At 34.0% G+C, this 19,472-nt stretch carries 17 protein-coding genes; 12 read left to right on the top strand and 5 right to left on the bottom strand.

Annotated elements, in window-relative coordinates; translation table 11 throughout:
• Positions 1-153 precede the first annotated feature (153 nt).
• The 10 genes from guaA to FHP04_RS10345 all read left to right on the top strand — a co-directional run bounded on the left by guaA (position 154) and on the right by FHP04_RS10345 (position 12,937).
• Positions 154-1,683 (top strand): glutamine-hydrolyzing GMP synthase, encoded by a 1,530-nt coding sequence (guaA, locus tag FHP04_RS10390; protein WP_139856045.1) that lies wholly within the window; start codon positions 154-156, stop codon positions 1,681-1,683.
• Positions 1,684-1,760: 77 nt separating this feature from the next.
• Positions 1,761-3,698 (top strand): LysM peptidoglycan-binding domain-containing protein, encoded by a 1,938-nt coding sequence (locus FHP04_RS10385; protein WP_139856044.1) that lies wholly within the window; start codon positions 1,761-1,763, stop codon positions 3,696-3,698.
• Positions 3,695-4,099 carry an OsmC family protein gene (locus FHP04_RS10380; protein ID WP_139856043.1) on the top strand — a complete coding sequence of 135 codons (405 nt, stop codon included), beginning with the start codon at positions 3,695-3,697 and terminating at the stop codon, positions 4,097-4,099. The genes FHP04_RS10385 and FHP04_RS10380 overlap by 4 nt, the downstream gene beginning before the upstream one ends.
• Before the next feature lie 75 nt (positions 4,100-4,174).
• Positions 4,175-4,705 (top strand): DUF922 domain-containing protein, encoded by a 531-nt coding sequence (locus FHP04_RS10375; RefSeq protein ID WP_139856042.1) that lies wholly within the window; start codon positions 4,175-4,177, stop codon positions 4,703-4,705.
• Complete coding sequence (locus FHP04_RS10370; RefSeq protein WP_139856041.1) at positions 4,689-4,919, top strand: DUF3820 family protein; 231 nt, start codon at positions 4,689-4,691, stop codon at positions 4,917-4,919. Before FHP04_RS10375 ends, FHP04_RS10370 begins: the two co-directional genes overlap by 17 nt.
• 50 nt (positions 4,920-4,969) lie before the next feature.
• Positions 4,970-5,617: a spermidine synthase gene (locus FHP04_RS10365; protein ID WP_139856040.1), complete on the top strand. Its 648-nt coding sequence runs from the start codon at positions 4,970-4,972 to the stop codon at positions 5,615-5,617.
• Between the two features lie 123 nt (positions 5,618-5,740).
• Positions 5,741-7,360 carry a CTP synthase gene (locus FHP04_RS10360; protein ID WP_139856039.1) on the top strand — a complete coding sequence of 540 codons (1,620 nt, stop codon included), beginning with the start codon at positions 5,741-5,743 and terminating at the stop codon, positions 7,358-7,360.
• 180 nt (positions 7,361-7,540) lie between these two features.
• Complete coding sequence (gene yidC / locus FHP04_RS10355; RefSeq protein ID WP_139856038.1) at positions 7,541-9,427, top strand: membrane protein insertase YidC; 1,887 nt, start codon at positions 7,541-7,543, stop codon at positions 9,425-9,427.
• A gap of 139 nt (positions 9,428-9,566) precedes the next feature.
• A complete protein-coding gene (locus FHP04_RS10350; RefSeq protein WP_139856037.1) occupies positions 9,567-10,259 on the top strand; it encodes a toxin-antitoxin system YwqK family antitoxin in 693 nt (230 codons plus the stop codon).
• A gap of 206 nt (positions 10,260-10,465) precedes the next feature.
• On the top strand, positions 10,466-12,937 hold the full coding sequence (locus FHP04_RS10345) for a M14 metallopeptidase family protein (RefSeq protein ID WP_139856036.1): 2,472 nt from the start codon (positions 10,466-10,468) through the stop codon (positions 12,935-12,937).
• A gap of 55 nt (positions 12,938-12,992) precedes the next feature.
• On the opposite strand, the gene FHP04_RS10340 is transcribed toward FHP04_RS10345, so the two are convergent.
• Positions 12,993-13,739, bottom strand: coding sequence for a DUF6503 family protein (locus FHP04_RS10340; protein ID WP_139856035.1), 747 nt, complete (start codon positions 13,737-13,739; stop codon positions 12,993-12,995).
• Positions 13,740-13,831: 92 nt separating this feature from the next.
• Positions 13,832-14,449, bottom strand: a complete 618-nt coding sequence (locus FHP04_RS10335) for an alpha-ketoglutarate-dependent dioxygenase AlkB family protein (protein ID WP_139856034.1) — start codon at positions 14,447-14,449, stop codon at positions 13,832-13,834.
• Between the two features lie 169 nt (positions 14,450-14,618).
• Here FHP04_RS10335 and FHP04_RS10330 point away from each other — a divergent pair, with 169 nt between their 5' ends.
• Together FHP04_RS10330 and FHP04_RS10325 are read left to right on the top strand one after the other, a co-directional pair.
• On the top strand, positions 14,619-15,170 hold the full coding sequence (locus FHP04_RS10330) for a LemA family protein (RefSeq protein ID WP_246051413.1): 552 nt from the start codon (positions 14,619-14,621) through the stop codon (positions 15,168-15,170).
• Positions 15,171-15,196: 26 nt separating this feature from the next.
• A complete protein-coding gene (locus FHP04_RS10325; RefSeq protein WP_139856032.1) occupies positions 15,197-16,930 on the top strand; it encodes a DUF2207 domain-containing protein in 1,734 nt (577 codons plus the stop codon).
• 97 nt (positions 16,931-17,027) lie between these two features.
• On the opposite strand, the gene FHP04_RS10320 is transcribed toward FHP04_RS10325, so the two are convergent.
• The 3 genes from FHP04_RS10320 to FHP04_RS10310 form a co-directional block, all read right to left on the bottom strand.
• The gene (locus FHP04_RS10320; RefSeq protein ID WP_139856031.1) at positions 17,028-17,594 is read right to left on the bottom strand and encodes a hypothetical protein; all 567 of its coding nucleotides are present in this window, start codon (positions 17,592-17,594) and stop codon (positions 17,028-17,030) included.
• Between the two features lie 115 nt (positions 17,595-17,709).
• Positions 17,710-18,546, bottom strand: coding sequence for an ABC transporter permease (locus FHP04_RS10315; protein WP_139856030.1), 837 nt, complete (start codon positions 18,544-18,546; stop codon positions 17,710-17,712).
• 6 nt (positions 18,547-18,552) lie between these two features.
• Positions 18,553-19,449, bottom strand: coding sequence for an ABC transporter ATP-binding protein (locus tag FHP04_RS10310; protein ID WP_139856029.1), 897 nt, complete (start codon positions 19,447-19,449; stop codon positions 18,553-18,555).
• Positions 19,450-19,472 lie beyond the last annotated feature (23 nt).

Here is a 19,472-nt window from a genome sequence, read left to right as displayed (position 1 = left end):
GAATGCACGAAGGATTATAAAAACTCGTGTGTTCGTGATTTTTTAAATGAAATTAAAAGAATAGCAAATCAACAATTATACTTTTGTTGAAAATACATTGAAAAATTACTCACAACAGTTTAACCAAATTAACAATTTACAGTATTTTTGCCTATGCAAAATAATGTCCTCATTTTAGATTTTGGATCGCAATACACTCAATTAATCGCTAGACGCGTTAGAGAGTTGAATATTTACTGCGAAATCCACCCTTACAATAAAGTTCCAGAAAACCTAGATCCTTATAAGGCTGTAATTCTTTCTGGAAGTCCATTTTCTGTTCGTGCTGAAGATGCTCCACATCCAGACCTTTCAAAAATTAAAGGCCATAAGCCACTTTTAGCGGTTTGTTATGGTGCACAGTATTTAGCACATTTTAATGGCGGAAGTGTAGAACCATCAAACTTACGTGAATACGGAAGAGCGAAGTTATCTATGATTAAAGATGACGAAGTTTTCTTTAAAGATATTCCAGAAAATACTAATGTTTGGATGAGTCATAGCGATACAATCGCGAAACTTCCTGAAAATGGAGTACGTTTAGCAAGTACTGTAGATGTTTTAAACGCTGCTTATAGAATTGAAGGCGAAGAAACCTACGCTATTCAATTTCATCCTGAAGTGTACCATTCAACGCACGGAAAGCAATTGTTAGAAAACTTTTTAGTGAATATTGCTGAAGTACCTCAAACTTGGACACCAGCCGCTTTTGTTGAAACTACTGTTGCATCTTTAAAAGAGCAAATAGGAGATGGAAAAGTTGTGTTAGGATTAAGTGGTGGAGTAGATTCTACTGTTGCTGCTATTCTTCTTAATAAAGCAATTGGCAAAAACCTATTCTGTATATTCGTAAATAACGGGTTGCTTCGTAAAAACGAATTTGATAGCGTTCTAGACCAATATAAAGATATGGGGCTAAACGTAAAAGGTGTTGATGCATCGGAGCGATTTTTGAAAGCTTTGAAAGATGTAAGTGATCCTGAAAAGAAACGTAAAGCTATTGGTAATGCCTTTATTGAAGTATTTGATGATGAGGCACATCAATTAACTGGTGTGGATTGGTTAGGTCAAGGAACTATCTACCCAGATGTTATTGAAAGTGTTTCTGTAAACGGACCTTCAGTAACCATTAAAAGTCATCACAACGTAGGAGGTTTACCAGATTTTATGAAATTAAAAATCGTAGAGCCATTACGTATGCTTTTTAAAGATGAGGTTAGGCGTGTAGGAAAAGAAATGGGAATCGACCCTGAGTTATTAGGAAGACATCCTTTCCCTGGACCAGGTTTAGCAATTCGAATATTAGGAGATATAACGGCCGAAAAAGTTCGTATATTACAAGAGGTTGATGCTATCTTTATAAATGGATTGAAAAAGTGGGACTTATACGATAAGGTATGGCAAGCTGGAGCAATTCTATTACCTGTAAATAGTGTAGGGGTAATGGGAGACGAGAGAACCTATGAGAAAGTAGTTGCCCTTAGAGCAGTAGAGTCTACCGATGGGATGACTGCAGATTGGGTAAATTTACCTTATGAATTTTTACAAGAAGTAAGTAATCATATAATAAATCGCGTTAAAGGCGTTAATAGAGTAGTCTATGATATCAGCTCTAAACCGCCTGCAACGATAGAGTGGGAATAAGATTTCTGTAATGTTTCTTTTTTGCTGAAATTGATTTAACCCCTAGATCATGTTTAATTTTAACTGAAATTGAGACTATGTTTGACAAACTTAAAAATTCGATTATCCCTATGTTGAAGTGTTTAATATACGTTTCAGTTACGTTGTTATTTATGGTTAGTTGTGGATCTGCAGCTCAACAACAATACAAGAGTCACGCTGTTAAGAAAGGTGAAACTGTATCGAGTATTGCAGATGCATATAATATTTCTGAAGAAACAATTTACAATTTGAACCCTGAATCTAGAAATGGATTAAAGGCAAATAGTATATTGATTATTCCTTCTAATAACATTATTAGTTCGGGAACAGAAAAAAATAACTACCGCGAGCATAGAGTTAAACGAAAAGAAACTTTATACGGCATAGCTCAAGAATACAATGTTAGTGTTGATGATATAAAGAGGTTAAATAAGGAGTTATACTCAAGAGGCTTAAGAAACGGTGAAAGAATATTAATTCCAGCGTCTTCAAAAAGTACTGAGGTAATTATCAATGAAGCTGATAATAAATTACCGTCTGGCACCCAAGAGTATAAAGTTCAAGCTAAGGAAACTAAGTTTGGAATTGCGAGAAAATTCGGGATTAGTATTGCGGAATTAGATGCGCTAAATCCAGAGTTAGGCGATGGTTTAAAGAAAGGTTCAATAATTATTGTCCCTGAAGATACTGTAATGGAAGATGCTGAAATCGACGAAGATAAATTTCAGTATTACGAGGTATTACCAAAAGAAGGGTTTTATAGATTGAAAGTGAAATTTGGTCTTTCCCAAGATGAAATTATTGCTTTAAATCCATATGCAAAAGATGGATTAAAAGAAGGAATGATTCTTAAACTACCTAAAGAATCAGATTACTCTTCTTCCGATGTTTATACCGATATCAATCTTGAAGACCGAATAGACAACAAGAGAATGAAAACGGTAGCGCTTATGTTGCCATTTCGTTTACCAGGAAGTCCAGACGACTCAACTGAAGGCGATAGCGATCTAATTAAAAGAGATCCTACGCTTCGTGTATCTTTAGATTTTTATAGCGGAGCATTAATGGCTGCTGAGTTTGCAAAGGATAAAGGCATTCCTGTTACTCTTAATGTTTACGATACAGAAAGAAGTGAAAGTAAAGTTGCATCTATTATTTCAAATGGAAACTTTAAAGATGTAGATGCCGTAATTGGTCCTTTACTACAGAAGAATGTCGAGAAAGCTTCAGATATGCTTCAGAGAGATAAAATTCCAGTTTTTTCTCCTTTAAGCAATAGAGATATGGCTATGAATAAGAATCTTTTTCAAACCATACCTACCAATTCAATTCTTGAAAAAACAATGATTCAATATTTGGTAAAGCATTCATCAGGTAGAAATATTATTATAATTTCAGATTCAAAAAGAGCTAAACAAAAAGAAATGCTACTATCGGCAATTCCAACTGCAAAAACAGTAGTGCCAAGAGGTGGAGGATATGTAGGTTCTAGTGATATTTCTGCTGTAGTAAATAGCGAAATGGAAAATTGGGTTGTTCTTGAGTCGGAAAATCCTGTGCTCATTAGTAGTGCTGTAAATGTATTGGCTGGAATGTCTCCAAGCTATAAGCTTCGCTTATTTACTTTCGATAAAAACGACGCTTACGAATGGCACGAAGTATCGAGTAGACGTTTAGCAAAATTAGATTTTACATTTCCTTCTGTAAACAGAAAAATAGATGAAGACGAACGCAATTCTTTTTTAGTAAGCTATAAAAATAAATACGGTGTGTTACCGAATAGATACGCTATTAGAGGTTTTGATGTAACCTACGATGTTTTGTTGCGTATGGCTTCAGAAAAAGATATTTACGATGCTGTACTACCTGAAAATCAAACAGTGTATATTGAAAATAAATTTCGATATAAAAAGTCTGATACTGAAGGGTATTGCAATGAAGCGGCTTATATTCTAAAATACAATAATGAACTTAAATTTGAAGTAGTAGAATGAGTACTTCTAAAGTAACATATTTAGGAAATCTTCGTACAGAGAACGAACACCTACAATCTAAAAGCACCTATATCACAGACGCTCCAACCGATAATAACGGAAAAGGAGAAGCATTTTCACCTACAGATACTGTGGCTACAGGACTCGCTAATTGTATGATAACTGTAATGGGGATTAAGGCGAGAGATATGAATGTAAATATGGATGGAACAACAGCAATGGTAACAAAAACCATGGCTGCAAACCCTCGTCGTATTTCTAAAATTGAAATAGTCCTAAATTTCCCTGCTGGTATTGACGAAAAATCGAGAAAAATATTAGAAAATACAGGGAGAAGTTGCCCTGTTATACAGAGTCTTCACCCGGATATTGAAAAAGTAATTGAGTTTAATTGGGGCTAAGAAAGCAATCAGCTTTCTTTTTCAGTTGAGAGTCAATTATTTTAATTTCGACGATGTTATTGGCTTCAACTTATTATGAAACTTTTTTTTGCATTATTAATTTTCTTGCTAACACTCCCTCAGAACAATTCTGAAAAAATTACGTGGAGTGAAAGTTATATGCTTAGCTGGAAGGATTTTCGCGGTAAACCTATACGTAGTGCAAGTTTTGTTGCAACAACCAATTCGGGAATAAGCTTTCAGTATTCATATTCAATCAAGAATAATAAAGTTAGTGTTGACTATTCGGTATCAAGTTTTTTTGAGCCGAGTAATTCTTGGTATATTCCTGAAAAAGTAAATGATCATATTCTGAAACACGAACAGCTTCATTTTGACATATCAGAATTACATGCTCGAATGCTTAAAAAGAATTTAGAAGGAAAGCAATTCTCAAAGAGGGTGCAATTCGAAATTGAAAAAATTTACAGAGAAGTTGAACAGAAAAGAAGGGCAATGCAAACGAGATTTGATGCCGAAACTGATCACTCTCGAAACGAAAAACAGGAATTATACTGGCGAAAATTTATCGCCCAACAGCTCGCCGAATATGAACATTGGAAATAGCCCAGACCCTAATCACTTAATTGAACTTGCTAACTATAAAATGCCTTTCGGAAAATATGAGGGTTATTATTTGGTGAATGTTCCTGAGTATTACTTCGTATGGTTTAAGCAAAAGGGTTTCCCAGAGGGTAAGCTTGGTAGGATGATGGCCGAAATGTACGAGCTTAAACTCAATGGGCTAGAAGGCTTAGTGAAAAAGCTTATCAAAAAGTAAAACTTTGTATCTTTTGGTAAAGGATAAAGCTGCAAAAATTAAAATGTATTATGAAAAAGATTTTAAGCTACATCTGGCCAATTACGAGAAAATTTCCTTCTGAATTTAATGGTACTTTAGAAATCTCCTATGTTAATGGTAAGAGGGTTTTAGACACAAAAAACGCAAATTATTCTTACGGGTCACTTCAAAAAATATTAGAAATAGGTTTGACTAAAGTAAATCTAAAGTCGGTTGAAAACTTATTGCTTTTAGGTTTAGGCGGTGGTAGTATTATCCAGTCTCTTCGTGAAACTTTTGAATATCAAAAAAATATCATTGCTGTAGAAATCGATCCTGAAATCATAAAGTTGGCTAAGGATGAATTCGGTATTTCTCCTTCAAACACCTTGCAAATTGTCCAAGCTGATGCTTTCGAGTATGTAAAAACTTCTAAAAATAAATTTCAGCTAATCATAATAGATCTTTTTATAGACACTACTGTACCTTCAATATTTTTCAAAAAGGAATTTTGTGACAATGTTTCAAAACTCATCAGTATTAATGGAGAGTTGGTTTTTAATATAGGAGTGAACTTAGAAAAGGATACAGAAATAGCTTCCTCAATTATTGATAATTTCGGAATTAACTTCAAGTTTTATTCACTTAAAAAGGTAAATGGAACAAATCATTTATTAATTGGGAAAAAAATATCTTAATTCTAACAATTGACGGATATCTATTTTCAAAATAGAGTATTTCATTTTTGAAATTTAAACCTTTCCTTTCCACAATAAAAATGTACCTTTGCATCCCGTATAATCATTTCAGCAGAGGTATCCATGAGCACTACAAAATACATCTTCGTTACGGGCGGGGTTTCATCATCATTAGGAAAAGGAATTATCGCAGCATCGCTAGCTAAACTATTACAAGCTAGAGGCTACCGTGTAACTATTCAAAAACTAGATCCTTACATTAACGTAGATCCAGGAACTTTAAACCCATACGAGCATGGCGAATGTTATGTTACAGATGACGGTGCTGAAACCGATTTAGATTTAGGGCATTATGAGCGTTTCTTAAACGTATCAACTTCTCAAGCAAATAATGTTACAACAGGACGTATTTACCAAAGTGTAATCCAAAAGGAGCGTCGTGGTGAATTCCTAGGAAAAACTGTTCAAGTAATTCCACATATCACAAACGAAATTAAAGAGCGTATCCAACTTTTAGGTAAAACAGGCGATTACGATATCGTTATTACTGAAATTGGTGGAACTGTGGGAGATATTGAGTCTTTACCATACATAGAAGCTGTTCGTCAGATAAAATGGGAAATGGGGGATGATAACGCTCTAGTTATACATTTAACACTTGTTCCTTTCCTTGCTGCTGCAGGTGAATTGAAAACCAAGCCAACCCAACATTCGGTTAAAACTTTAATGGAAAGTGGTATCCGTGCAGATATTTTAGTTTGTAGAACAGAACACGAACTTTCTTTTGATTTAAGAAGAAAGCTTGCACTTTTCTGCAATGTAAAACAAGAAGCTGTAATTCAATCTATTGATGCTTCTACAATTTATGATGTTCCAAACTTAATGTTTGAAGAAGGCCTAGACAAGGTTACTCTTAAAAAATTAAACCTAGTAGATTCAAATGAACCAGACTTAAAGCATTGGAATGACTTTTTGAAAAGACACAAAAATCCGAAAGCTGAGGTTAGAGTTGGTTTAATTGGAAAGTACGTTGAATTACAAGATAGCTACAAATCTATTTTAGAAGCTTTTATTCACGCAGGTGCTGAAAATGAAGTTAAAGTAAATGTAGACTTTATACATTCAGAGCACATCAACGCAAAAACTATTGGAAACAAACTTTCTAAACTTGATGGAATTCTTGTTGCTCCAGGATTTGGAGAACGAGGAGTTGAAGGAAAGGTTGCGGCTGTTCAATACGCACGTGAAAACAACCTACCGTTCTTGGGTATTTGTTTAGGAATGCAAATGGCGGTTATTGAGTTTGCTAGAAATGTATTGAAGTTAAAGGATGCAAATAGTACCGAAATGAATCCAAAAGCTCAAGACCCTGTAATTAGTATTATGGAGGATCAGAAGAACCTAGAGGATATGGGAGGAACTATGCGTTTAGGTTCATGGAAATGTGATTTAAAAGAAGGTAGCTTAGCTAGTAAGATATATAGTTCAAACTCTATTGAAGAGCGTCACCGCCATAGATACGAGTTTAATAATAAATACAGAGATGAATTAGAAGCTGCAGGTATGATTGCTACAGGTAGTAATCCAAACACCAATTTGGTAGAGATTGTAGAAATTCCAAGTCACCCTTGGTTTGTTGGAGTTCAATACCATCCTGAATATAAAAGTACGGTTGCCAATCCGCATCCGCTTTTTGTGGCTTTTGTAAAAGCAATGCACGAGCATTCAGAAAAAAATAACTAAGACAATTTGGCGTAAGGTCAATAAAAGGCGGGATTATTGTTTACCTAGCTGTCTTATAAGTTTAAATCTAAGTTAATAACTAAGATTACAACGAAACAAAACGATTAAATTAAACTAAAACTTTCGAATTATAAATTCGGAATGCATTAAAACGATTGCGGTACAAGTCCGCGACTTAGTATGGAAGAAAAGAAATTTGACGTTAACTCACTCGTAGGTTTTTTATTGATTGGTGGTATCCTTATTTGGATGCTTTATATGAATAAACCTACCGAGGAAGAATTACAAGCTGAACAAGCAAAAACTGAAGCTGCAGCAAGTGAGGCTATTTCATCAGAAAAAGGACCGCTAGACACAACATTGGCTGGAGCTATTTCAGATTCAATGAAGCTAGGTTCTGCAAGTGATTCATTAGCTTATGAGCAATTGAAAAACCAATTAGGTTCTTTTGCTTATTCTAGCACATTGCCTTCTGCAACCGATGAAAGTACAGTGTTTGAAAATGATGTTCTTTACCTAAAAGTAAGTAACAAAGGAGGATATATTTCTGAAGCTAGATTAAAGAATTTTACAAAATTTGATTCTGTTCCAATCTATCTTATTAAAGATGGAAACGCTTCATTAAACCTTCAGTTTACAGCTGAAAATAGAAATTTAAACACAGCAGATTTATACTTCGAGCCTACGTTAAGTAAAAACGGTGAAGATAAAGTGCTTTCTATGAAGCTAAAAACTTCACAAAATGGATTCTTGGAATATCGCTATACCTTGAAGCCTGGTGAGTATATGCTTGACTTCAGTATTAATAGTCAAGGTTTAGATGGTGTATTAAATACATCTCAGCCTATGTATTTAGACTGGAGATTAAAAGGATATCGTCACGCAAAAAGTATTTCGTATGAAAACAGATATTCTCGTTTAACCTACGAATACGATGGCGAAAAGCACTCAAAATTATCTCCATCTGGTGATGACGACGAATTAGAAAAAGATGTTACTTGGATGAATTTCCGTCAGCATTTTTTTAGTTCGATGCTACTTACCGATACTCCATTTAAAGAGGTAAAACTTACATCTGTAGATTTAGTAAAAGATGAAGAAATAGATACTGTATATACAAAACAGTACGGAGCTAAAATGCTTATAGAACCTAAAGGTGGAAAGTTGGCCCATACTATGAATATGTATTACGGTCCTTCAGATTATAAAATCTTTAAAGAATACGGCCGTAACTTAGATGAGGCTATGCCGCTAGGTTGGGGAATATTCGGGTTTATTAATAAGTATGTTATTATTCCATTATTTGGGTTGTTATCAGACTTCTTACCTGCGGGAATCGCAATTATTGTACTTACCATTTTAATTAAACTATTGCTTTCTCCGGTTCAGTACAAGCAATATCTTGCTCAGGCTAAAATGAAGGTTTTAAAACCTGAAATGGATGCAATTAAAGAAAAGTACAAGGACAATAAGCTTAAAATTCAACAGGAAACTATGAAGTTGCAAACTTCCGCAGGTGCCAGTCCGCTGAAGGGTTGTTTACCAGCTTTATTGCAAATTCCTGTGTTCTATGCTTTATTTACCTTTTTCCCATCGGCATTCGATTTGAGACAGAAGAGTTTCTTATGGGCAGAAGACCTTTCAAGCTATGATACAATTTTAGAGTTGCCATTTCATATTCCATTTTATGGTGATCACGTGAGTTTATTCCCAATTTTAGCTTCTATTGCTATCTTCATTTATATGATGATGACAACAGGACAGACAATGCAGCAACAGCAGCAACCAGGAATGCCTAATATGAAATTCATAATGTACCTTTCACCATTGTTTATGTTGATTTTCTTCAACAACTACGCAAGTGGTTTATCGCTGTACTATTTTGTTTCAAACCTTATTACTATCGGGATTATGCTTGTAATCAAAAACTTCATTATTGATGAAGAAAAGATTCACGCTAAAATTCAGGTGAAAAAAGCGCAACCAAAAAAGCAAAATAAATTTCAGCGTAAAATGGCTGAAATGATGGAGCAGGCTGAGGAACAAAAGCGAGCTGGAAAACGATAATATTTTCTAAACTTAATAAAGAAGGGTTTCTTTGTAGGCTGATATTTCAGCATATTTAGAAACCCTTCTTCAATTCACAAATAATAGTAAAATAGAATTAAAGCTTCTTCGTTATCTTTATTGAAATATTACAAACACTATGAAAATACTTAATGCCTTACTTTTCTTAGGAATTTTTATCTCGTCTATAGCAGGTTTTTCTCAGAATGATATAAACCAAATGGATGCAGATGGTAAACGTCACGGAATTTGGAAAAAGACATATCCTGGAACGGAACAATTGCGATATGAAGGTAAGTTTGAACACGGAAAAGAAGTTGGAGAATTCAAGTTTTATTGTGAAGACTGCAAAAATCAGCCTACCATAATTAAAACATTTAACAAGAGTGATAATATTGCCGATGTCAAGTATTTTACTAAAAAAGGAAAACTTGTAAGTGAAGGTAAGATGCAAGGTAAAGAGCGAATAGGTGAATGGGTTTACTATCACGAAAAATCTAAGGTAGTTATGTCTCGAGAAAACTATCTTAACGATGAACTTCACGGAAAAGTTATAACCTATTACCCAAATGGAAAAATAACCCAGGAAACCGATTACAAGCACGGGAAAAAGGACGGAGAAGACAATTATTACTCAGTTGAGGGGGTGCTTCTTAAAAAACTTCCTCATACTAATGACCAAATTCACGGACAGGTTTTTTACTACGATGCTTATGGAAATGTTGTAATTGAAGGCCACTACAAACACGGTAAAAAGCATGGACTTTGGAAATATTACAAAGACGGACAAGTTGCTTTAGAGGAAACTTTTCCAAAGAAAAATAGAGAGTAAATTAAAGTTTACCTTGTTTTATTAAGTTGTTACAAACAAACCTATCTCATTCATTTACCTTTAATTAATTAGCTATCAATTATTGAAACTTACTGCTAATTAAATTTCAGCTATTAATAGGGTTAAGCCTTGTCTTTGCTCTAAATTCAATAGCATTATTTCAAATTGTTTCTTTAGCTTTATCATTTATTTTAAACACTTTCAGAATGAATCGTTTTCTCATTATTTTATTTTTAATTTTTCCTGTTTTTATATTCGCGCAGTTAAAATCACCTGCCGAATTTTTAGGTTATGAAATAGGTACTCATTTTTCAAGACACGCCGATGTAGTTGCATATTTTGAACACGTTGCTGAAAATAGTTCGCTTGTTCAATATTCCGATTATGGAATTACAAACGAGCGTAGAAGATTGACCTATGCCATTATTTCTTCTGAAGAGAATCTTAAAAACATTGAAAAGATTCGTACTGATAATTTAAAAAATGCTGGAATTATTTCAGGAAATGCAAACCCTGAGAAAGCTATTGTTTGGTTAAGCTACAATGTACACGGAAATGAAGCGAGTAGTAGTGAAGCAGCAATGAATACAATCTATAAGTTACTGACAGAACACCAAGATTATCTTCAAAATACTGTTATAATTATGGATCCTGGTGTTAATCCAGATGGGCGAGATAGATATGTAAATTGGTACAATCAAGTGCAAGCTAAACCTTATAACACTTCGCAAGACGCTACAGAGCATAAAGAGCCTTGGCCAAGTGGACGACCAAACCATTATTTATTCGATTTAAATCGCGATTGGATGTGGGCAAGTCAGGTAGAAACGCAACAACGTTTAAAAATATACAATCAGTGGATGCCGCATCTACACGTAGATTTTCACGAACAGTTTATAAATAACCCATATTATTTTGCGCCAGGAGCAGAGCCATATCACGAAATAATTACTCCTTGGCAACGCGACTTTCAACATCAAATAGGAAAGAATAATGCCAAGTATTTTGATGAAAATGGATGGTTATACTTCACCCGTGAGAGTTTTGACTTATTGTACCCAAGTTATGGCGATACTTACCCAATGTATATGGGAGCCATTGGGATGACTTATGAGCAAGCTGGGCACGGTATGGCTGGATTAGGTATTATGAATGATGAAAATATTGAACTTACACTTGTAGATCGTGTTGCTCATCATACCACAACAGGATTATCAACTATTGAAGTTGCTTCAAAACAAGCGAAAACTCTTAATTCAGAATTCGGAAAATTCTTTCAAAATGACAATCTAAAATTCAAGAGTTTTGTATTAAAAGGAAATGCAGATAAAATTAAAAGTCTAACCGAAATGTTAGATCGTCACGATATTAAATACGGATTTGCAGATGGCGGTAAAGTAAAAGGTTTTAGCTATTCAACATCAAAAAATGCAACAATAGACGCTAAAGATGCTTTAGTGGTTAGTACAAATCAACCTAAAGGGAAGATGGTACAAGTGCTTTTTGAACCTACAACATCACTGTCAACCCCAATTACTTACGATATTACAGCATGGAGCTTGCCTTATGCTTTTGGGTTGGATGGCATTGCGAGTACTAGTTTGGTTCCTGCTAACAGCACAGTGAAGAAATCAGCAGTTTCGAATATTGCTTCTCCTAATGCCGCTGGTTATATAGCTAAGTGGAATAGTTTACAAGACGCTACATTTCTTTCTGAATTATTAAAGAATAACATTAAAGTACGTTTTTCAGAAAAAGAACTTGGCTTTAATGGAAATAGCTTTGGTCGAGGGAGTTTAATTATCACAAGAAGCGACAATAAAACGAATTCAGAATTTGATACAAAACTTATCGAAATAGCCAATAGAATGGAGCGAGAGCTTTATGCTTCCCCAACTAGTTATGCTGATGAGTTGACAGATTTTGGATCACAGTACGTGCATTTAATTAAGAATAAAAAAGTTGCAATGCTTCAAGGTGCAGGAACCTCTTCATTAAATTATGGAGCCCTTTGGCACTTTTTTGAAACTCAATTAAAATATCCTATCACTTCAATAAATACAGAAAGTGTAGGAAGGGTTAAGTGGAGTGAGTACGATGTTTTAATATTACCAGAAGGAAATTACAACTCAATTTTAAACGATGACAACTTTAAAATACTTGAAGATTGGGTTAGCCAAGGCGGTAATTTAATAGCTATAGGAAATGCTGTAGCTCTTTTTGAAGGTAAAAAAGGTTTTGATTTAAACAAAAATGCTTCTGAAAACGATGAGGAAAAAGAAGATGAAGCTTCAGATAAAAACTTAATACCTTATGCTGAACGTGAGATGGAAAGTACTAAGGATATGATTACTGGAAGTATTTTTAAAGTGAAGTTAGACAACACTCACCCTTTAGCTTTTGGTTATGACGATACTTATTACAGTATGAAATTGGGTAATAAGTCTTACAAGTTTTTAGAGGATGGATATAATGTTGGTTACATTGAAGGAGACGCTGTAAGTGTTTCTGGATTTACTGGTGAACATGCAAAAGCTTCACTTAAAAACTCTATTGTTTTTGCTCAGGCAAAGAAGGGTAGTGGTAGTGTAGTTTATATGGTTGACGATGTTTCCTTCCGTTCGTTTTGGCAGAATGGAAAACTGTTTCTAGCCAATGCAGTGTTCTTTGTGAAATAAAGCTCTCGATTAGTATGTATAAAACTCGGTCTTTATTTTTAAAGACCGAGTTTTTTTATTCTATAATATCGACTGAAATATCTTCTGTAATTATTTCTGAAAGCAACTCTAATTTTCCTTGAGTAAAGAGCTCGTCTAGAGATTTCATATCTACATTTTCCCAAGGTTCAGCTTTGTAGTTTTTGTAATCAACAAAACGTATTCCCTTTACAAAATTTGGGTTGAAAGCTTCTCTAAAACGAATGCCACCTTTTCCAGTGTAGAATTTATAAGCGAGATAGTCCGTAGTAAAATCATCTTTATTTATCCAATACATATAAATATCTTCGTGATCCTCTCCACCGCCTTCTTGGGCGAACGTTACTTCAATTTCGTAGTATTTCTTGCCTTTAATCTCAGCCTCTCCAACTAATTTTTTATTTACGGCTTCATCATTCAAACCGTAGGGTAGTTGCACAAAATAATGTACAGAATTTACCGAATTGGAATACAGATTCGAGAGTGAGTCGGACAAGCTTACTTTTACACCATCAACTTGTCTTTCAAAGCTACTATTTGTAAGCACATCAAAAGTTTCTCCTAAAGAATCGTTTATTGTTCGGGTTAATTTATAAAGACCGTTTTTTCTTTCGCTAGTGTATTTATTTTTACGAAAAGTGAATTCAATTTTGGCCTTGTCGTATTTATCTCCTCCAGCAGTTTCAATTGTTTTGTCAATAATCTGTTGCGCTGTAAGTTGTTTTTCTTCTTGCTTGCAGGAAATAAAAATGAAAAGAAATCCAATTATAGGAAGGAGTCTCATAGGTTTATGTTTTTTCATCAAAGATACAAATGAATTATTCTAATCAATAAAATCATTTATACGTAAGTGTTGTAGTTGATAAACTTTAAAAATTAATCTACAATAGTTCTAAACGTCAGATTGATCCTTGCTGAATTTATTTTTTTAGTTGGCGGTAATCGATGTAACCAATAGGTTTGAGTTTCACCTTTCATTACTAATAAGCTACCGTGTTCTAAGTTTACAGAAATCGTTTCTCTGGTTTCTTTGTGCTTAAAAGCGAATTTACGCGCTGCACCAAAACTAACAGAAGCAATGGCTCCATTCTTTTTTAAATCTTTTTCATCATCACTATGCCAAGCCATTCCTTCTGCACCAGTGTGGTATAAGTTAAGTAAGCAACTGTTATAAGTTTCACCACTTTTCTTTTCAATATACCTTTTAAGCTCAAGTAATTCTGGTGTCCATGGAAGCGCTTTTTTTGTTGTTTTTGAATAGGTATAATTAAATTCCTTATCACCGTACCAAGCTACTTTTCGTTTTGTGATAATTTTTTTTCCAAAGATGAATGCTTCATCATTTTTCCAAGAAATAGAATTTAGAAGAATTTCGAAATAACGGTTTGCCACTTCTTCAGAAAATATTTTTCCGAAATAATTAACCTCGCCATCTCTTGGAAGTAAGTTCTTTTCTGAATCTGCAATTAGGGAAAATAATTTTAATTGTTGCAAGTGAAATCTTTTATAAGGAATGATAAAAGTAACAACTACAAACGAATCGAGTTTATTTAAAACGTACTATTTAGTTATTAAAAAAAATGTATGAAAGTATTTAAATTGAATTTATTACTTTTATTAGTCAATTGATTATCAAATCAAAACCTAAACAATTATGAATATTATGCTTTTTATTTTCGGAGTTATAGTAGTGATTGCGATTTTGCTTGTTATTGTTTTTAATCGCTTTGTAAAGAACAAAAACTTAGTGAAAGATGCTTGGAGTAATATTGATGTTGCTTTAAAACGTCGATACGATTTAATTCCAAACCTTATTGAAACTGTAAAAGGATATGCAGCCCACGAAAAAACCACATTAGAAAGTGTGATTAATGCGCGTAATGCTGCTATGTCGGTTCCTTCCGACGATATAAATGGCCAGATAAAAGCAGAAAGTCAATTACAACAATCGTTACGCAGTATTTTTGCATTAGGTGAAGCTTATCCAGATTTAAAAGCTAATCAAAGCTTTTTGGACCTGCAGCAGAAGTTAAATGAAATTGAAGTAAACCTTGAACGCAGTAGAAGGTATTACAATGGTACGGTGCGTGAAAATAATACCTATGGCGAAAGTATGCCTGGTGTTTTATTTGCTGGAATGTTTGGGTATAAGCATTTCGATTACTTTGAAGCTGATGAAGCCGAACGCAAAAATGTAAAAGTGAGTTTCGATTAAATTTTATTAAAACATATGCAATTAAGATGCTTTTCAATTATTTCATAAAACTAAAGTTTAATTGCCGGTTCAATAAAAAACTGGTTCTACTAGTTTTTGGAATATTCTTTTTCCTAAAAGCTTCTTCTCAGGATTTTACTGTTGATTATGCAAAGGTTGATATTTATTTAAGTGAAGAGGGGTATTTTGATGTTGTAGAGAATTACGACATTACTTTCACAGCTCCCAAACACGGGATATATCGTACCATACAAACTCAATACGATATTAAAACGGAAGATGGAACGGATGAAAAGCGTAAAATTGATATTGAAAATATTGATGTTTCAAAGCATAAGTATTCAACAACGCCATTTTTTGCACGAAAAGTAAGCAATGATTTTGAAATTAAAATTGGGGATAAGGATAAAACTATAATCGGTCCGGAGCACTACGAAATTAAATACAGGGTTTACAATGCCTTTCTCTATGGAGAAGAAAACACTCATTTCTATTGGAATATTAAACCAGATAATTGGTTGGCACCCTTTAAAAAATTAGATTTTACTATTCATATTCCTGAAAGCATTGATTTGGATTTAGACAATATCTATGTGTATTCGGGTGAGCGAGGGCAATCTGCAGTTTCACCTTATTTTGAGGTTAGTTATGACGATGGAGTGTTTTTGGTTAAAAGTACTAGAGACTTTAATTCTACAAGCGGAGAGAGTGTAACAGCACTTGTAAAATTGCCATTAGGCTCTATAAAAGAAATAAAACCCTTTTGGCCATTTTGGACTGACTATGGTTGGACTATTATTTTGGGAGCTTTAGTCTTTGTTTTTTATTTAGTTTGGAATAAATACGGGAAGGATGATAAGGTAATAGCGACTACAAGTTATTTTCCTCCAAGTGGCATAGACCCAGCTATGGCAGGGTATTTAATAAATGATAAAGGAGATACAGAAGATCTTATTGCTTTATTACCGTATTGGGGAGAACGTGGTATTATAGCCATAGAGGAGATTCCAAAAGAAAATTGGTTTGGTAAGAGTGATACTAAAATTACACGTTTACGACCTTTACCAGAAGGTGCTTCACCCTATGAAATAGAACTTTTTAATGGAATTTTTGGCAGTAGATATAATTCTAGTGAAAAAAGTGTTTTAATAAGTAGTTTGAAAAATTCATTTTACACAAAAATGGATAAAGCAAAAACATTATTAAAAAAACAAGCCCAAGTATATTATGATTCTAAAGCGAATAAAGTTCAAATTGGAGCAATAGTAGGTCTAATAATTATAGATCTTATTCTACTTTTTATCTTTTTGGTATTTTGGGGTCCGATTGCGGTAATTGCACTTGTTCCAGTTTTCGCATTTTTACTTTATATGACAGTGCATCTGGTAAAGAAAAACGCGAAAGGAACTCAAGTTTTATCTGAATTAAAAGGGTTTAAACAGTTTATAAAAATAGCAGAAGAGAATAAACTAAAAATGCTATTAAAAGATAGCCCTAACTACTTTGAATCTACGATGAGCTATGCGCTAGCTTTTGGATTACTTAGCAATTGGGTTAAGAAATTTGAAGCTCTTGATATACAACCTCCTACTTGGTATTCTTCATCAACAGGAGTGATGACAATGAATAACTTCTCCAGATCATTTACCAATACTATAACGACTACTAAATCTACTATGGTTAGTTCACCATCAAGCAGTTCATCTGGAGGTGGATCTTCAGGAGGCGGTTTTGGCGGCGGCGGTGGCGGAAGCTGGTAAAGATTTTTTTTTATTTATGCAGAAGTGAATTAATTTTCATCTAGCATCTAGCATCTAGCATCTAACATCTAGCATCTCAAATCTCACATCTCACATCTCACTTCTCGTACCCCCAAGGTGCTGCAGGAGTTTCAACTTCTTTAGTTAAATCGAATTTTACAGTAAATTCTCTGTCGCTCCCAATTCTACGTAAATTGTAGGTCATTGAAGTATCATCAAGTGTAAACCACCAAACATTTGTAGAAGCTAAAGGAAGCATATTGCTTGTATGTTGGTCTGCAGGAAAAAACTGAATATTAGGTAAACCAGTATTAGAGCTTAACCCTCCGTATTGAGTAACATCCTCTTCAGTTCCATCTTCGTGACGATGATCGTGCTTTAGAAGGATGCGATTGTCATCTTGTAAGGTTAATACCCAAGTTCTTGATCTATTTTCACCTACAAAAAACGGAACGCGGATGGTATTTTCTTCACAACTTCTTACATGCATAACAAGTTTTTCTCCCATAAAACCATCACCTTCCTTGCCACCAGCTGTAATTACTCCCTCATAAGCTTTACCGCAATGTGATTTTAAATTATTCCAAAATTTCTCAGAAGAAGGAGTTTCTTGAGCAAAAAGATGTATAGGTAATAGCAACAATAAGAAGAATATTTTTTTCATTTTATCAGATTTTAAAAGAAATGCCAAGATATCAACTTTTATGTAATTGGTAAATTAATATTGAATTAAAGTATACCGTTAAGCTATGTCAAATGATTATGTGTGAATTTATAAGTTATAGATCTCTTTTCTTTAGGATTGCATAAGACCAATAGACGAATAAAAACGTCCATACAATTACAATTAGGATGTTTAACCAACCAACTGCATAATCCTTTGTAAAATTTTCGCCTAACTGGTTTGCAGCGGTTTGAATAACTCCTAAGCGGCTAAACGGTTCTTTTATTAGGTTTGCCATTGCATTTAAGGGAAAAAACAAAGCTACTTTGTCTGCAATTTCAGTATCTCTAAAGAACTGCCATTTCATTAAACCGTATAATAACCATTCAATTACTTGCCAAACAATTAAGAATCCAAGTGCAAAGGCAGAACGCTTAACCAATACCCCTAGGAATAAACAAAAAGAGAAAAAGGCAACGAGTTTTATAAAATACGCTGCTATATACTCCAAATCGCTAAAAATTATTCCTATTTCATTATAATCGGAAAAACTTAAACCTAGGATTAATGTTACTATAAATATGAATATGGTAGAAATGCTTGCAAACAAAAGCACGGTAAGAAATTTAGAAAGCACAAACTCCTTTTTGCTAAGGCCATCAATTAGGTTTTGCTTTAGTGTGCGATAACTATATTCATTACTCATCAAGGAAACAATAACAATGGCTAAGAATAGCTTTAGGATGGCTGCCATATAAGTATTAAAGTGCCAAATAAAAGGAAAGTTGAAAATTCCTTGATCTGCAACTCTAAAGTGAATATTTCCAAAATTGAATTCTATAGAAGCAATAAGGGCAATAAAAGTGATAAGTATAAAATAAATACTCGAAATAACTTTAACAGAGCGGCTATGTTTCAGTTTAAAAAGTTCTATTTTTAATAATCGTAGCATCTGCAATTAGTTTTGTTTGGTTAGTTCAAGGAATTGTTCTTCAAGGCTTTCTTTTCGTTTTACAAGATGTGAAAGCGTAACACCTTTTTCAAAAAGCAATTTATTTACCTCAGTTGCATCCATAGGTTGGTTTAGGTAAACTATTAGATATTCTCCTTCACGTTTAACAGTTCCAAAAGCAGAATTGCCTTTTAAAGCTTGTTCCAATAGTTCCATATTATTACTTTGAAGGGTTAAAAAGCCGTGGCTTGCATTCATAGCATCTACACTACCTGAATACAGACTAACTCCTTTTCTAAGAATAACCACGTGAGTACACACTTTTTCTACTTCATCTAGCAAATGCGAAGCGAGTAATATCGTGGTGCCTAAGGAAGCAATTTTCTTAATAATCTCTCTAATTTGATGAATTCCCTGCGGGTCAAGACCGTTTGTAGGTTCGTCTAGAATTAATATTTCAGGGTCATTTAATAAGGCTGAAGCAATGGCTAATCGTTGTTTCATCCCTAGTGAAAAGGTGCTAAACTTGCTATCTTTTCTATCGGATAAACCAACTAATTCTAGCTTTTCTAAAATTTTAGCTTCAGAAACTTCTTTGATTTTACAAACCAGTTTAAGGTTTTGTACTGCCGTCATATACGGGTAAAAGTTAGGTCGCTCAATAATAGCCCCTACTTTTTTTAAAGCATCATGAGTAGAAATATCTCCGTTAAACCATTGAAAGTCGCCTGAAGTTTTGTTTACTACATTAAGCACAATGCCTAGTGTTGTACTTTTACCGCTTCCATTTGGACCAAGTATCCCGTAAACATTGCCTTTCTCGATGGTAAAAGATAGGTTGTTTACAGCAGTAAGTGAACCGAATTTTTTAGTAAGATTGTTTATTGTGAGAATGTTTTCCACAGAAAAGTTTTTGGTGGTTAGTG

The sequence above is a fragment of the Aequorivita sinensis genome (assembly GCF_006346335.1).
GTDB classification, from domain to species: domain Bacteria; phylum Bacteroidota; class Bacteroidia; order Flavobacteriales; family Flavobacteriaceae; genus Aequorivita; species Aequorivita sinensis.
This window is presented reverse-complemented; position numbering and strand designations above follow the sequence as displayed.

What these genes read in the sequence shown, in the direction of transcription:
- guaA (WP_139856045.1), top strand. Translation starts at nt 154, where the DNA reads ATGCAAAATAATGTCCTCATTTTAGATTTTGGATCGCAATACACTCAA.
- FHP04_RS10385 (WP_139856044.1), top strand. Translation starts at nt 1,761, where the DNA reads ATGTTTGACAAACTTAAAAATTCGATTATCCCTATGTTGAAGTGTTTA.
- FHP04_RS10380 (WP_139856043.1), top strand. Translation starts at nt 3,695, where the DNA reads ATGAGTACTTCTAAAGTAACATATTTAGGAAATCTTCGTACAGAGAAC.
- FHP04_RS10375 (WP_139856042.1), top strand. Translation starts at nt 4,175, where the DNA reads ATGAAACTTTTTTTTGCATTATTAATTTTCTTGCTAACACTCCCTCAG.
- FHP04_RS10370 (WP_139856041.1), top strand. Translation starts at nt 4,689, where the DNA reads ATGAACATTGGAAATAGCCCAGACCCTAATCACTTAATTGAACTTGCT.
- FHP04_RS10365 (WP_139856040.1), top strand. Translation starts at nt 4,970, where the DNA reads ATGAAAAAGATTTTAAGCTACATCTGGCCAATTACGAGAAAATTTCCT.
- FHP04_RS10360 (WP_139856039.1), top strand. Translation starts at nt 5,741, where the DNA reads ATGAGCACTACAAAATACATCTTCGTTACGGGCGGGGTTTCATCATCA.
- yidC (WP_139856038.1), top strand. Translation starts at nt 7,541, where the DNA reads ATGGAAGAAAAGAAATTTGACGTTAACTCACTCGTAGGTTTTTTATTG.
- FHP04_RS10350 (WP_139856037.1), top strand. Translation starts at nt 9,567, where the DNA reads ATGAAAATACTTAATGCCTTACTTTTCTTAGGAATTTTTATCTCGTCT.
- FHP04_RS10345 (WP_139856036.1), top strand. Translation starts at nt 10,466, where the DNA reads ATGAATCGTTTTCTCATTATTTTATTTTTAATTTTTCCTGTTTTTATA.
- FHP04_RS10340 (WP_139856035.1), bottom strand. Translation starts at nt 13,739, where the DNA reads ATGAGACTCCTTCCTATAATTGGATTTCTTTTCATTTTTATTTCCTGC.
- FHP04_RS10330 (WP_246051413.1), top strand. Translation starts at nt 14,619, where the DNA reads ATGCTTTTTATTTTCGGAGTTATAGTAGTGATTGCGATTTTGCTTGTT.
- FHP04_RS10325 (WP_139856032.1), top strand. Translation starts at nt 15,197, where the DNA reads ATGCTTTTCAATTATTTCATAAAACTAAAGTTTAATTGCCGGTTCAAT.
- FHP04_RS10320 (WP_139856031.1), bottom strand. Translation starts at nt 17,594, where the DNA reads ATGAAAAAAATATTCTTCTTATTGTTGCTATTACCTATACATCTTTTT.
- FHP04_RS10315 (WP_139856030.1), bottom strand. Translation starts at nt 18,546, where the DNA reads ATGCTACGATTATTAAAAATAGAACTTTTTAAACTGAAACATAGCCGC.